Origin of the sequence: Thermolongibacillus altinsuensis (genome assembly GCF_004341205.1) — a bacterium.
In the GTDB taxonomy this organism is placed as follows: domain Bacteria; phylum Bacillota; class Bacilli; order Bacillales; family Anoxybacillaceae; genus Thermolongibacillus; species Thermolongibacillus altinsuensis.
This window is the reverse complement of the sequence record NZ_SLUL01000002.1, coordinates 171,287-185,971: the sequence shown is the minus strand read 5'-3', so window position 1 is coordinate 185,971 and position 14,685 is coordinate 171,287. Positions and strand designations below refer to the sequence as shown.

Below are 14,685 nucleotides of genomic sequence, written 5' to 3'. Positions count from 1 at the left end.
TAGGGTGATGATTGATATTCACAATACAATAACTCCCTAGTATTATGACAGGCATAATAAAGCTCAATAAATGTCTTTTTTACTTTCGAGGAATACATATACCACTGGTGATTAGTTCCCCTTAAGGAGATTAATCTAAACAAAAAACTAGCCACCTCACGAATGAATGAGGTGGCTAATCTTTTTGCGATCGCTTCTTTAGCATAGACAGTCCGAAAACGAAACAGCGCAATTAATGATATTGATAAACAATGTTGTTCACTAACTCCATTACCGTATTTTCCAACTGTGTAAGGAATGTTTCGCTTTCTTCTAATGATGTTCCTTTCACGCCAAAGTAAAATTTCGCTTTTGGCTCTGTTCCTGATGGACGCAAGCAGAACCATGCGCCATTCGCAAGATGATACTTCAACACGTTTGAGCGCGGCAAGTTAATCGTTGACTCTTCCCCTGTCGCGACAATGGTGCGTTTACCGATCAAATAGTCTTCAATCGCGACAACTTTCACGCCGGCAACCTCTTTAGGCGGCTCTTTGCGGAATGTCGCTAGAATGTTTGCGATTTGCTCGGCACCGTCTTTTCCTTTTAACGTCAACGAACGCAATGATTCTTTGTAGTAACCGTATTTCTCAAAAATCTCTAATAACCCTTCATACAACGTTTTTCCTTTGGACTTATAATATGCCGCAACTTCTGCCGCAAAAATGGCTGATTGCACCGCATCTTTATCGCGGACAAAGTCGCCGATTAAATAACCGTAGCTTTCTTCATAACCAAATTGGAACGTGTATTGTTTCGTTTGTTCAAATTCATTGATCTTTTCGCCGATAAACTTAAATCCGGTTAACGTATCAATCGTCGGCAAACCGTAATGTTCCGCAATCGCGCGGCCGATTTCGGATGTCACGATCGTTTTCAAAACGACGCCGTTTTTCGGCAAAATGCCTTTTGCTTGTTTTTGCGACAACAAATATTCTAGCATCAATGCGCCCATTTGATTGCCGGTCAACACGACATATTCGCCATCTGCATTTTTCACCGCTACCCCAAGACGATCCGCATCAGGATCGGTTGCCATTAAAATGTCGGCATCAATTTCTTTGCCGTATCGAATGGCCAACTCAAATGCGGCGTGCTCTTCCGGATTTGGCGACGCCACCGTTGAAAAGTTTGGATCCGGCTGTTCTTGTTCTTTTACGACAGTCACATTCTCAAACCCAAATGCTTGTAAACCCTTACGAACGAGCTTATTTGCTGTTCCGTGCAACGGAGAAAAAACGATTTTTAGCTCTTTCGCCATTTTCGCAACAAGCTCTCGATTTAATTGGATTGTTTTTAATTGTTCAATATACGCCTCATCAATCTCTTCGCCGATATACGTCAATAACCCTTTTTCAAGCAGCTCTTGTTCTTCTGCTACTTCCACTGCCAACTCATCCTCAACCGCATTGACATATTGAATCAGCGTATCTGCCATCGCAGGCGGGATTTGTCCGCCGTCTTGCCCATATACTTTAAACCCGTTATACTCTGGCGGATTATGGCTCGCAGTAATGACCACACCGGCAAATGCTCCTAAATGACGAACCGCAAACGACAACTCCGGCGTTGGACGAAGTTCTTTAAATAAATACACCTTAATGCCATGCTTACCTACTGTTTTTGCCGCTTCTAACGCAAACTCAGGCGACTTATGACGGGAATCGTAGGCAATCACGACACCGCGCGCTTTTGCTTCTTCGCCTTGTTCGACAATGTAACGAGCCAGCCCTTCAGATGCTTTCCGGATTGTATAAATGTTCATTCGGTTCGTTCCAGGGCCAATCTCCCCGCGCATTCCGCCTGTACCAAACTCTAAATTTTTATAAAAGCTATCTTCAAGCGCTTTTTCATTATTTTGCATCGCGAGTAATTGTTGTTTTAACTCTGCATCTAACTGTGGATACGAAAGCCATTTTTCTACTGTTGCTTTCCATGTCATCATTCGATCCCCTCCTGTTGGCTTATTATGGATGTGACACAATCATTTGCGCAGTTCCTTTAACTTGAAACGTTCCAAGTTGATAAGGAAGAATCAAATGGTCTCCCTTACGAATCTTCCATTCTCCTTCTTCCGTTATAATCGTTCCTTCTCCGTCAATCACGCTCACAAGCATAAACGGTTGATCTTGTTCTAATTCAAGATGCTCATGTACATCCCATTTATAAACGGTGAAATACTCGCTTTCAACAAATGTCGTAATCGTCGCCCCCGCTGTTTTTACAACGGTTGGCTCGACTTGCGTCTGCACATGCGGTACAGTTGTAACGTCAATCGCTTTGTCTAAATGCAATTCGCGTAAATTGCCGTTTTTATCGCGACGATCGTAGTCATAGACTCGATATGTTGTGTCAGAACTTTGTTGTGTCTCTAAGATTAACAATCCGGAACATAACGCATGAATCGTACCGCTTGGGACATAAAAGAAGTCTCCCGGTTTCACTTTCACGCGACGCAACAGCTTGTCCCACTGACCTTTTTCAATCATTTCAACCAGTTCTTCTTTTGTACGAGCGTTATGCCCCAGAATAATTTCCGCGCCTTCTTCGCAATCAATCACATACCAACATTCCGTCTTTCCTAATTCACCATTTTCATATGTACGAGCATATTCATCATCTGGATGCACTTGAACCGATAAATCATCATTCGCATCTAAAATCTTCGTTAATAACGGAAAACGGTCGCTGTCATAGTGACCGAATAGTTCACGATGCTCATCCCACAACTGTCCTAACGTCATTCCTTCAAATTTTCCAGAACGAACAACACTTTGCCCGTTTGGATGAGCGGAAATCGCCCAACACTCACCGGTTTGTTCGGAAGGAATGTCATATCCATACAAATCCCGCAATTTCGTTCCGCCCCAGATTCGTTCTTGAAAAACAGGGCGTAAAAAAATTGGCTGTTTCATCGTTTCCTTCCCCCCCAGTGGATCCTAATTATATTTTTCTATATTATTACTTATTTTTCTATATTACTTATATTATACCAATTATAATTATATATCGCCTTCCACAATCGCCCCGCAAGAAAATACAACATTACCAAAAAACCTTCTATATACAATCAAATTGAGTTTCCGAAATATCTCATCATGAATAAAAGACCGCTTTTCTGTCATAGGCGGCAAGGTTTTTCTTGCCGCCTCGGCATGCTAGAAGCATGCCGATCCCGAACGATAATTCACTATTTTTCGTATTTGATAAATGGGTCAACAATTGTAATTTTTTGTGCCTCTGCGTCACTAACGCCTGCATATAAATCAGCAGTTCCGTCTCCTTTACGAATCAAACCGCCGCTAAAGACAACATCGGCAAGATCCGGACGCTTAGAAGCACCTTTTAAGAAATGAGATCTTGTCGCAATCAGCTCGATATCTGAAAATTCTCCTGTATCAGGGTTCAAGACAAATACCATCGGATAATAATGGCGATTTCCCTCTTCATCAAAACAAGCAATATGTCCGAGAATGCCAATGAGCCCATTAGAAAGTAAATGCGGTTCGTTCGCTCCGCCCCATTCCTCATCAATAAATTGTCCTTCTAAAAGCGGAGCCTCTTGAATGGCCTGAAGATTGAAATGATCGAGTGACGGAATTCGTGTAAAACCGATTTTACCGCGTCCCCCTTTTTCACCTTGCGGCCTTGTAATCACACCGATCGAGCCATCTTGAAGCTCAATCAGTCTTAAATCTTTCATGCCTTCTGGGCCTTTTGCAAATTCTTTTAAATCAGCAATATTCTTCCCTCGGTAAAAAACGGTTCTCCACCACGGAGTTCCTTCAACTGTTGGGTGAGGAAACGTTTGTACTCCTCCAAAAATTAATTCGCCGCCGATTTTCGTGAAAAAAGGATCTTGTAATTGAAATACCGGCGCCCCTTGCTTTGGTATCCATGCTCCATTGCGATTCACAAAAAAGTATACTTCTGAATGTTCGCTATCTCGAGGTTCCACCCGGCCAGCAATCACAAGTTCTCCCTCATCTTCAAACGGCGCTGAAATATTATAAACGTCTCGATCTCCTACTCCCTTGAAAATCAATTTTTGTGGATTAAAAGGTTGCGGAGCGTTTTGAAATTCTTTTAGCAGCGTTGCGCATGTTTTAACATCCGTTTTCTTTAGCTGCATAAAATGATCCTCCTAAATTCCTACCATCAATGCTTCGTATGATAATATGATGCGTTCTATAATATTCAGATATCTCTTCGATGCGCCTCTCTAATAAACTCTTCGAATTCAGCCATCGTTCCATAATCTTTATCGATAGAGTAATAATTAAATTACAAATTAGATTACAAAATTAATTTTTACATTACAAAATTATTTAGTCAACTATATTCTACACTGTATTTATGAATTTTTGTCATTTTTTGCTTCTATATAGATTCAAGTTGAGTTTCCGACATATCTCATCATGAATAGAAGACCGCTTTTCTGCCATAGGCGGCAAGATTTTTCTTGCCGCCCCGGCATGCTAGAAGCATGCCGATTCCGAACGTAAAACGCATGACAGACAAATTCATTTGTCTGATGGCGTTTTCGTTCGGAGAAGTGGCAGAAAAGCTTGTTTATGTCGGAAAATTAAGCTTATCATATATATGAGGTTTAAGAATCATATTCTCCAAATGATCAATCAACTACTGTTACCATGGTTAAAGTTTTAATGTAACGTTACAAATCATCACAGTAATCTTTCAGTAATATTATTAATCTGACTATGTTGATTTTTATAAACAAAATAAAAAGGGATGTCCCAAAAGTAATGGCCCCTCCTCGAGTTTGTGTCATAAATATATTTTTATTCAAACCTCAATATCCCTTTTGTTACTTTCATTTCTCTATATTTCGGCATAATATCCGGAATTTCTTGCAAATTAAAGTAATGACTAATCAAAGGTTGTATTCTCACTTTTCCTTTTTCAATCAAAGAAATGGCCATTGGATGGGTGTTAGGATTGATAAACGAGCCGCGAATCGTCAGTTCTTTAGAAAACACTTCATAAGGTGATACTTGAATCTTGTCATGCGGAGAAGACACACCAAAGAACAAAATTTGCCCGCCTTTCTTAGCTAACGCAACCGCTTGCTCCATTGTCTCTTGACGGCCAACACATTCAATTACAATATCAACGCCGCCTGCAATCGTTTGTTTCAGATCTTTCTTAAGCGGGTTAATCACGAAGTCAGCTTGAAAATCAAGCAATGTCTGATGTTTGCTTTCATCTGGTTCACTTACTAGAACCGGAGATGCCCCATACATCTTAACCATCTGAAGCATGATTTGACCAATAAATCCTCCGCCAATAATACAAACGGAGGCACCTGGCCATATTTTTATTTGCTCAATCCCATGGATAACGCAACCTAACGGCTCTACCATTGCGCCTTCTTCATAAGATAAAGAATCAGGCAATACATAGCAGTTTTCAGCCGGAACTGTAACATATTCAGCCATTCCGCCATCACGAGTGACCCCAATTGCCTCAAGATTGTCACATAAGTGTTGACGACCTTGCCGGCAATACTCACAAGTTCTGCAATAAATGTTAGGATCAATCGTCACACGGTCTCCCAACTTTAAAGTTTGAACTCCATCTCCAATTGAAACTACCTCACCTGATAATTCATGCCCCAATACAATAGGAGTTACCACATCTGTTGAACCTGGATGCCCATGAAAAATGTGTTGGTCTGTTCCACAAATGCCGCACGCTTTCACTTTCACTAAAACTTCTCCAGAAGCTGGAGTTGGGATTTCTCTTTCTTGTATTTCCATTTTCCCTTTTCTTAAAAAAACCGCTGCTTTCATCACTTTCCACCTCATGCTTTTCATCTTGGAGAAAAAGCCATCAGATCAAGCGCCGCCATTGATGGCCGATACGCTTAAACCGTCGAAAGAAATGGCTTTGCCGTCTAAATGTCTAATTTTGATGATCTTTCGCTCCGAAGGAAGCAAGTCAAAGAAATTATCAGAAAAAATAATTTTTTCCGCAGGAAGTTCCAGTTTGACAAAGCGGGCAAAACAATCCGTACGAATTTCCACTTCCTGTTTTTCTGGCATCACTTTTACTTGCAACTTGGCTTTCGGCAGCTGAAGATCCTTGTGATTTCTCAAATAATAATAGTTTTCTTCTACTTTTTTATTCAACGATTTTAAACGGACAACAACTTGTTCAGCAGGTTGCCCTCGTAAAATCTCAGCTTCTGTTAATGAAGCAATATGAATCGAAGCATTCCCCTTCACATTGATAAAAAATTCTTTGGAATACACTAACTCACCATTAAAATGAAACACTTCGAACACCAGTACATCTTCATGATCTTCTAATCGGTCATTCACAACCCATAGATGTAAATCATCACCAGGGTCATGTTCAAGCGTATATAAAAGAGGAGCATTAAATTTTTTACTATAATAATATGAAGCTTTTGGCAATAAGTAATAATCAATCATCGACCAGCTCGTACCAGGCCAGCAATCATTCAATTGCCAGATTAAAGCTCCGCTTGTTTCCGGTTTATTACGGCGATAATGTTCCATTCCATACTTTAACCCTTCAGCCTGCGTGAGCATTGAATAATTCATGTATTCCTCAATATTTTTCGGAATGCCGGTATATCCTTCCATCAACAAAATTCCTTTTATATGATGATAATCTTTATTGCGATAGGCCAATTCATCGCTGCCCCAATAAAAAGTTCCCTCAGGAAGATTTTTTTCCAGCGTATAACGATTGGCAGATGCATGGATGCCAAACTCGCTGCAAAACCGTGTGCGATCCTTTTTATAATTTCTAAACGAAACCCCTTCAATACTGAGGTTCTGCCCTAAATTCTGACCGAATTTTCGAGGTTCCACATTCCCGTGCCAAACTTGCCAATTATGACGGTCACCTTCCTCTTCCGAGTTGTGATCATTTCCGCCATATGGTGAACTCGGCCAGTAAACCCTTGAAGGATCTAGCTCTTCTAATAATTCAGGAATTAACTCATGATATATTTTCTCCCCATAAAAAGGAGTATGAATGTTTCCAGCAGCATACTCCACTTCATACAACCAATCGTTTTCATTATTTCCACACCATAACGCGATGGAAGGATGATTCCGCAGCCGTTTAATAACCGAAATCACTTCTTTACGGACGTTTTCCATATAATTGCGGTTGTAATCTGGATATAACGCACAGGAAAACATAAAGTCCTGCCAAACTAAAATTCCTTGGCGATTGCATTCTTGATAGAAAATGTCTTTTTCATAAATTCCTCCGCCCCATACGCGCAGCATATTCATATTCGCTTCTTTCGCAAGTTGAATAAGATGACGGTAGCGTGATTCTGGCGCGGATCCTAAAAAGCTGTCAACCGGAATCCAGTTCGCCCCTTTTGCAAACATCTCTACACCATTTAAAACAAAGGTGAACCGCGGATTCCCTTCGCAATCTCTTGTCATTAGTTCAATCGTACGAATTCCAACTTCTGCTTGATAAGTATCAAGAATTTCACCTTCACATTTTAAAACGACACATAACTGATAAAGATTTGGTTCTCCTAAATCATGTGTCCACCAAAGGTTTGGATTGTCGACGTTCAAAGTGATCGTCGCTCGATCTTGATCAATATTTACGGTTTCGAAAAATTGTTGTTCTTGATCTTTTAGCGCAACTTCTGCATATAAATTTTTTCCCTTAATAAAGTTTTTTGTGCAAATATCGATTTGAACAAGAGCCCGACAATCTTGAATGTCAAGCGTTCTTGTGTAAACGCTTTCGATCTTGGCAATTTTTCTTTTTTCTAAACGCACATCTTTCCAAATGCCTACAGTTAGAATTTGCGGTCCCCAGTCCCAACCAAAGTGATATTGAGCCTTACGCGCCCATATGCGGTCTTTTCCAAATCCAGCCCAATAATTCTTCTCTTTGTCCTTCAACTGATAGGAAACCGGATTAAATTTTACAGCCAAGACATTTCTTCCGTCCACTATTTCTCTAGTCACATCAAAAGTATGAGGAATGAACATATTTTCAGTAGACCCTAACTCCACTCCATTTAAATAAACAGTCGCAAAGGTATCCAATCCCTCAAAAATCAACTCTAGACGTTCATCTTTATCTAGGTTGTTTTTTTCAAATTTAAATTCCGTTCGATACCACCAAACCTTTTCTTCCACCCATTTCGATTTCAAATCGTTATGGCCAAAAAAGGGATCATCAATCAAATTCTTTTCCAGTAAAATCGAATGTACGTCTCCTGGCACCTTTGCTGACATCCAAAAATGATCAATATAGTTTGGATCTGCGATCGTTAAATCACTTACCTGCCCTACATCAAAATATTGTATTTTCCAATTTTTATTGATTAACAAGATTCACTCCCCCCGCATTGTAAAGAACAAGAACCTTATGTCGTTATATTTCATAGACGGTCTCTTAAAAGAAATTTTTTATCGACGCTTAGATAAGCCAGAAGTAATCATTTACAATCGGAATACGTTATTGGCAATACTTTAATTTTGACATGATTTCCTGCAAACTCAGTTCGGCGCCGGCAATGGATTCATCAGCTGCGCCATAGTAGATTCTAACGATATCCCCTTCTACAACTAAACCACAAGTAAAGACTACATGACCGAAGAATCCATTTTTTTCATAATCTGCCTCAGGTTCTAAAATAGGCTCTTCCGTTTTGGCCAGAATTTTAGTCGGATCATTGAGATCAAGAAGAACAGCTCCTAAACAATAGCGATCATTTTTATCAGCAGCATGATAAATTTCTAACCAGCCTTTATCTGTCTTAAATGGAACGGCCCCTCCGCCAATACGACCGTTTTCCCAACCTTCTTCACGAAGGCCTAACAAGTGTCGATGATTTCCCCAATAAAGAAGATTATCCGACTCTGCAATCCAAATTTCCGGCCTGCCAATTCCTTTTGGCACTGGGCGATGCAACGCATAGTATTTTCCATTAATTTTTTCAGGGAAAATAGCCACGTCTTTATTTTCCGGATGAAAAATCAATCCGTGGCGTTCATAAGTCACGAAATCTTTTGTCGATGCAAGCCCTACGCCAATTCCTTCGGGCGACACCGCACTATATTGAATATAATAAGTATCATCGATCTGAGTAACGCGCGGATCCTCAACACCCCATGCCTCACGTTCCGTTTCCGGATAAATGAAAGGTTTCTCATCAATGGTAAAGTTGCAGCCATCTTTACTGCGAGCAATACGAATATAAGATAAGGACGTGAGATAAGCGACTCTGCGATCAGGGTCGTTGTAAAAAATGACACGCGGATCGGAAAAATCAAATCTCGAGTCATCTTTACGCAATTCAACCACTTTCAGTTTTCCTTCTCCGCTTGAAAAATCAATCACAGACGTTTTGACGATATTCGGATCTTCACTAATGGGACGTTCAGCAACACGAAGCAATAATAAAATCTCACCATTGTATTGGGCGACGCCCGCGTTAAAAACCCCAATCACTTCATGATCATGATGAAACGGCTTCACATCGCTCGGGGTGATTAATGGATTTTCCGGAAAACGATTGACTTTCAAAATAAATCCCCTCCAAACTTATAGTTCCTTCTAGAGTAATGAAACAAGGATCAAGCCAACTACATCACCAGAAGAAATTACGACTTTATCACTTTTTTGAAAACGCTTTAAAAAGGAATTTGCTATTGTAACGTTACATATCAGCATGTAACTAAAAATCAATTTTAATTTGTAATCTTGAAATAAATTATTCCATTTTTAGTTTTTATAGTCAATAAATTTTTTATAAATTACATTACAACGTTTAAACTTTCTAAATTGCTATATAAAAACCTTGCGTTAACAATAAAATATATGTAAAAATATATGTATATTACAAATGTAATGTTAATTATTTAAACTTTGTAAAGTTACATCACTTGTTTTAATTGATGAAGCATATTCATTCAATCATGCTTAAAGTAGGTGTGTTAAATTATGAAAAAGAAAGTAACAATGCAAGATATCGCTGATCGATTAAATATATCAAAAAACTCTGTGTCTCAAGCCTTAAGAGGAAAAGATGGCGTAAGCGAAAAAACTCGGGAATTGATTAAACGTGTTGCGGAAGAAATGGGATATGAATACCCAAAATCGCGAAAACAACGAAAAGAAAAGAAGAAAGGAAACATTGGATTAATTGCCTCCGACCTAACGTTTTCTTTTAAAAACTTTTTTGGAGAAATATACTTGAGCATCGAGAAGGAAGTTCTTAAACGAGGAATGAATTTACACATTCAATCGATTAATCAGGAACAAAAAGAACAACTGATTTTGCCTTCATTTATCGAAAATAAGATGGTAGACGGAATCTTAATTCTTTCCCACATCAGTACGGAATACATTAATAAAGTGATTTCAACTGGCATTCCAACCATCCTCGTTGATCACCATCATCCTAATATTCAGGCAGATGCCGTATTAACCAATAATCGCTTTGGCGCCTATCTTGCCGTTCAGCATTTAATTGAGCTCAATCATCGTGATATCGCCTTTGTCGGCAATATCGACTATTCGCCGAGCTATGAAGAACGATATGAAGGATATTTACTTGCATTGAAAGACTACGGAATTGAACCAAACGAAGATTTTATTTTTAAAAATGCGGAAGAAAAAGAGGAAGTTATATTCCAATATATTCAACAATTAAAAAAGAAGCCAACCGCATGGTTTTGCGTCAATGACGGATTAGGATTTTTAGTCAACTCCATCTTAAGGCAACAAGGTATTCACGTTCCAGAACAAGCGTCCGTATGCAGCTATGATAATGGTCAACTATCACGAATGTCTACACCAAAAACAACAACTGTCGATATTGATTTAGAACTGTATGGGAAAAAAGCAGTCGAACTTCTTTTCTGGAGAATGGAGAACAAAAACGAACCGTTCCAAGAAATCCTTCTCTCCTCGAAACTGATTAAGAGAGAATCTACCGCATTAGCACCAAAGCAATCATGAACGTTCGCAGCGAAAAATGACATTCGAGGGGCTGGCCCAAACAGTTGGGATTCAGCTCCTTTTTCATTCCATTGGAAAAAGACATTCAGAGAAATCAAAAGCTTGACAGACCCATTCTCTGATGAAGGCAGAAATCCATCATCCACAAGCATTCATTTGGTGATTTCGCTTCATTATAGTAAAATAGACGATATTGAAAAATGAATGAAAAAGGAAGATATGAAGATGAAACCATTGGTTCCTGGAGAAATGGCGACCGTAACGGTCAAAACGGAGAAGCCGTTTAGCTATCTTTTAACAAACGGAAAAGAAGAAGCGCTGTTGCATAAGAAGGAAACGGATCACCCTCTGGCGATTGGTGAGTCTGTCACCGTGTTTCTCTATCATGACCACGAAGGGCGATTATGCGCCACAACCAAAACGCCAAAAATTACAAACCACACATACGACTGGGTAGAAGTGGTCGAAGTCGTGCCGAAGCTTGGCGTGTTTGTCCATATCGGCATTTCCAAAGATATATTAGTGTCCGCTGATGATTTGCCGCCGCTTCCATCCCTATGGCCAAAACGCGGAGATCAACTATACTGCTCACTAAAGACCGATAAACGCGGTCGTCTGTTGGCTAAACTCGCAACAGACGAGGACATCCAAGAGATTGCGGTCAAAGCGCCGACATCCGCATTTAATCAAAACATTCGCGGTCGCATCTACCGATTGATTAAAGCCGGTTCTTTTCTCATTTCGGATGTCGGCTATCTCGGCTTCATTCATGAATCGGAACGGCGAAGAGAACCGCGTCTTGGCGAAGAGGTCGAGGGTCGGATTATTGCGGTAAAAGAAGACGGAACGGTCAATGTATCCTTATTGCCGCGCAAACACGAAAGCATTGAAGAGGATGCACAAATGATTTATCGCTACATGGAAAGCCGCGGCGGAGCAATGCCTTACAGCGACAAAAGCGATCCGGAAGACATTCAATTGCGCTTTCACATCAGCAAAGCCGCATTCAAACGAGCACTAGGCCGATTGATGAAAGAAAAGAAAGTGTATCAAGAAAACGGCTGGACGTATATCGTCAAAGAAGAACAATAAAAAACGGAGCTCCGACAAGCTCCGTTTTTTAACACTTTTTCCCCATCACTTTCGAACGATGCATAAGCGCCCCGATGTCATCCAACACACCGCTCCCCAAGACAACGCCGATCACAATCAAAATAAAACCCATCATTTGTGTAAGGGAAATCGATTCTCCTAGAAATACATAAGCCCCCAGCAAAGAAAACAAAGGATTTAAATTAATGAAAATCGCTGATTCCACGGCACCAATATGTTGAATCGCTTTGTTGTAAAACATATGACCCAGCGCTGTGGCAAATACAGCGGAAGCGAGGAAGATCATCCATAAGGATGGCGTACCGTGTGCCAAGCTGGATAAGCCGTTCGGTTCCATCCACAAACTAATAAAAAATAAAAGCAACGCTCCAAACAACAACATCCAACCTGTCATCACACGCGCATCGATCGTTGCTTTTTTAATCATAATGAAACTGATTGCTTGAGATAATACGGCCAGAAATACATAAACATCGCCAATGGACACATGGTGAATGCCGCTTTTGCCGTTTAACACAACAAACACTACACCGATAAACCCAAGGAAAATCCCGACAAACCGAAACACCGTAAACCGATTGCCTAAAAAGATGACCGCTAACACCGATGTCACGAGCGGAATAAGCCCTAAAATCAACCCAGCATTCGACGCTGTCGTTTTTGTTAATCCAAGCGCAAGAAAAAGGTGATGGGCAACGACACTAAACAAAGCGGCTATGCCAATATACGTAGCTTCCTTCCACGTTAATTTCCGCAACTCGCCCATGAATAATAAAATCAGAATCACAACAATCCCTGCCGTAAAAATCCGAAACGACGTTAACGTCACCGGTGAAAAGTGTTCGACTAAAATCTTGATGGCAGTCACGTTTAATCCCCAGATCAGCATAATCAAAACGAGGGATATATAAACGAACGATTTCGACATGTCTAAACTCCTCTCACGCATCAACATGAAGTCATAAAAAAGATAGTGCATCCTTCTGCAAAAAGATGCAGCACGCTCTATTCTAGCAACCATTCAACGAAATGACAACCAAAGTGATTTTCAATGTTCGTGATCCATTCCTATATATGTATGTATTTTTTCACGGCATCATGTTTGTTGTTTCCATTATGTAATATGGTCGCGAATGCATGTGCCGAAAACAGAGATTTTCTCGCGTTATGAACGTCACGAGGCTTGGAAGAACAATTTTTGCATCACCTTTGTTACGGATCAATCACAGCACATACGTTCGTTTTTGTGAATAAAAAACCCTCCGATCCATCTCCCTTACACGCCGTTTAGAAGAGGGAGACTTCTCGGAGAGAATGTTACTTCTTGTTCTCGATAAAGAAGTGGTTTGATCAATCCCTAGCTTTAGAAACAATTTCTCATCGGGTGGTGACAGGCACCAAACCTAAGGGCTGCACATCATTTTCATATTCAATGACAGAGATGACACGCACTAAGACGGGGGAGTATAATAATAGTAAAAATAAGTGAGGATGGAAAAATGACAGGTGGTATATCGTATCATGCGAAAGACGTTTTGTTTAAGTCGTGATTGAAAAAACGATCGAGCTCGCGAAAGAAATTCGTGACGAACCAACGCAACTACACGTCATCGCCGGTATCTTAACCGCTACCGATAAGTTTATTGACGAAGAATATGCCAAAAAAGTAAAGGAGTGGATCAAAATGACAAAGGTCATTCGGCTTTTCGAACAGGAAAAAGAAGAAGCAGTGAAAGAAGCGGAAAAACAGAAGGCAATTGAAATCGCAAAAAACTTACTAGATGTCCTGCCTATTCATGAGATTGCGAAACGGACCAGATTAACCGTCGCTGAAGTGGCAGACTTGGCGAAAGAAATGGGCAAATAATCTGTCACTTACGCCCAATAAACGGAAAATCCACACTTCGGGCAATATTGTCCCTCATGAACCTCTCCTACCTACACTCCGTTAAGAGGCGGGAGACTTCTCGATAAATATGTTAAAAAGTTCCGTAACACAATGGCATGATTGCATTCTTTATCCTTAGCCCCGTAAAGGAGAGTTACTTTTTCTTTTTTTGCCATCGCCATCAGTTCCCTGACCAGCCTTTGTTTTTGTTCCTCCGTTTCCAGTTCCGTCACATAACGCTTTGAAAATTCTTGAAACCGCTCCCTTTTATGATCAAACCATTTTCTAAGTTCGGGGCTCGGGGCAATCTCTTTCATCCACAGATCAATTTTTGCTTCCGTTTTAGAGATGCCTCTCGGCCAAATCTGATCGATTAAAATTCGTTTTCCATCTGCTGGATCATACGGTTCATAAATTCTTTTTAAAAAATAATCTCCGGCCATTCTACCCACTCCCTCTTGAAACCCTCTAATTATCATAGCGCATCTTTTCCAAAACAAAAAGGGAAGCAATCTCCCTGTTTTGCCGGATCGCATCCCGGTATATTCCATCCTGCCGCTTGCAATCATTTTGTTAAATAAAATAGCATCCCCTTTTTGCCATATGATTAGGCACGCAAGAAAGGAAATGGAAAAACGAAGCGT

General features: G+C 40.3%; 11 protein-coding genes and 1 pseudogene. 4 read left to right on the top strand and 8 right to left on the bottom strand.

Going from position 1 to position 14,685, the window contains the following annotated elements; translation table 11 throughout:
* Positions 1-232: 232 nt before the first annotated feature.
* The 3 genes from EDD69_RS02540 to EDD69_RS02530 form a co-directional block, all read right to left on the bottom strand.
* Positions 233-1,981, bottom strand: a complete 1,749-nt coding sequence (locus EDD69_RS02540; RefSeq protein WP_132947470.1) for a phospho-sugar mutase — start codon at positions 1,979-1,981, stop codon at positions 233-235.
* Positions 1,982-2,006: 25 nt separating this feature from the next.
* Complete coding sequence (gene manA / locus EDD69_RS02535) at positions 2,007-2,954, bottom strand: mannose-6-phosphate isomerase, class I (protein WP_132947382.1); 948 nt, start codon at positions 2,952-2,954, stop codon at positions 2,007-2,009.
* 275 nt (positions 2,955-3,229) lie between these two features.
* Positions 3,230-4,171, bottom strand: a complete 942-nt coding sequence (locus EDD69_RS02530) for an MTP-1 family protein (protein ID WP_132947381.1) — start codon at positions 4,169-4,171, stop codon at positions 3,230-3,232.
* A 330-nt stretch (positions 4,172-4,501) separates the two neighbouring features.
* On the opposite strand from EDD69_RS02530, the gene EDD69_RS15190 reads away from it, so the two are divergent.
* Positions 4,502-4,645 (top strand): hypothetical protein, encoded by a 144-nt coding sequence (locus tag EDD69_RS15190; RefSeq protein WP_165871706.1) that lies wholly within the window; start codon positions 4,502-4,504, stop codon positions 4,643-4,645.
* A gap of 196 nt (positions 4,646-4,841) precedes the next feature.
* Here the strand turns inward: EDD69_RS15190 and EDD69_RS02520 are convergent, their stop codons facing one another.
* From EDD69_RS02520 to EDD69_RS02510, 3 genes are all read right to left on the bottom strand, one after another.
* A complete protein-coding gene (locus EDD69_RS02520) occupies positions 4,842-5,852 on the bottom strand; it encodes a zinc-dependent alcohol dehydrogenase family protein (RefSeq protein WP_132947380.1) in 1,011 nt (336 codons plus the stop codon).
* A gap of 45 nt (positions 5,853-5,897) precedes the next feature.
* A complete protein-coding gene (locus EDD69_RS02515; protein ID WP_132947379.1) occupies positions 5,898-8,405 on the bottom strand; it encodes a beta-mannosidase in 2,508 nt (835 codons plus the stop codon).
* A 127-nt stretch (positions 8,406-8,532) separates the two neighbouring features.
* Positions 8,533-9,606, bottom strand: coding sequence for a BtaManbiosPhlase (locus EDD69_RS02510; RefSeq protein WP_132947378.1), 1,074 nt, complete (start codon positions 9,604-9,606; stop codon positions 8,533-8,535).
* A 414-nt stretch (positions 9,607-10,020) separates the two neighbouring features.
* Here EDD69_RS02510 and EDD69_RS02505 point away from each other — a divergent pair, with 414 nt between their 5' ends.
* Both EDD69_RS02505 and EDD69_RS02500 read left to right on the top strand, forming a co-directional pair.
* Positions 10,021-11,040: a substrate-binding domain-containing protein gene (locus tag EDD69_RS02505; protein ID WP_132947377.1), complete on the top strand. Its 1,020-nt coding sequence runs from the start codon at positions 10,021-10,023 to the stop codon at positions 11,038-11,040.
* A 225-nt stretch (positions 11,041-11,265) separates the two neighbouring features.
* The gene (locus EDD69_RS02500) at positions 11,266-12,132 is read left to right on the top strand and encodes a CvfB family protein (RefSeq protein WP_132947376.1); all 867 of its coding nucleotides are present in this window, start codon (positions 11,266-11,268) and stop codon (positions 12,130-12,132) included.
* A 28-nt stretch (positions 12,133-12,160) separates the two neighbouring features.
* Here EDD69_RS02500 and EDD69_RS02495 read toward each other — a convergent pair whose 3' ends face one another.
* Complete coding sequence (locus EDD69_RS02495) at positions 12,161-13,081, bottom strand: DMT family transporter (protein WP_132947375.1); 921 nt, start codon at positions 13,079-13,081, stop codon at positions 12,161-12,163.
* Between the two features lie 618 nt (positions 13,082-13,699).
* On the opposite strand from EDD69_RS02495, the pseudogene EDD69_RS02490 reads away from it, so the two are divergent.
* A pseudogene (locus tag EDD69_RS02490) lies at positions 13,700-14,020 on the top strand (transcriptional regulator); the annotation flags it as partial.
* A gap of 71 nt (positions 14,021-14,091) precedes the next feature.
* Here the strand turns inward: EDD69_RS02490 and EDD69_RS02485 are convergent.
* Positions 14,092-14,484, bottom strand: a complete 393-nt coding sequence (locus EDD69_RS02485; protein WP_132947374.1) for a DUF488 domain-containing protein — start codon at positions 14,482-14,484, stop codon at positions 14,092-14,094.
* Positions 14,485-14,685: the final 201 nt, after the last annotated feature.

What these genes read in the sequence shown, in the direction of transcription:
- EDD69_RS02540 (WP_132947470.1), bottom strand. Translation starts at nt 1,981, where the DNA reads ATGACATGGAAAGCAACAGTAGAAAAATGGCTTTCGTATCCACAGTTA.
- manA (WP_132947382.1), bottom strand. Translation starts at nt 2,954, where the DNA reads ATGAAACAGCCAATTTTTTTACGCCCTGTTTTTCAAGAACGAATCTGG.
- EDD69_RS02530 (WP_132947381.1), bottom strand. Translation starts at nt 4,171, where the DNA reads ATGCAGCTAAAGAAAACGGATGTTAAAACATGCGCAACGCTGCTAAAA.
- EDD69_RS02520 (WP_132947380.1), bottom strand. Translation starts at nt 5,852, where the DNA reads ATGAAAGCAGCGGTTTTTTTAAGAAAAGGGAAAATGGAAATACAAGAA.
- EDD69_RS02505 (WP_132947377.1), top strand. Translation starts at nt 10,021, where the DNA reads ATGAAAAAGAAAGTAACAATGCAAGATATCGCTGATCGATTAAATATA.
- EDD69_RS02500 (WP_132947376.1), top strand. Translation starts at nt 11,266, where the DNA reads ATGAAACCATTGGTTCCTGGAGAAATGGCGACCGTAACGGTCAAAACG.
- EDD69_RS02495 (WP_132947375.1), bottom strand. Translation starts at nt 13,081, where the DNA reads ATGTCGAAATCGTTCGTTTATATATCCCTCGTTTTGATTATGCTGATC.
- EDD69_RS02485 (WP_132947374.1), bottom strand. Translation starts at nt 14,484, where the DNA reads ATGGCCGGAGATTATTTTTTAAAAAGAATTTATGAACCGTATGATCCA.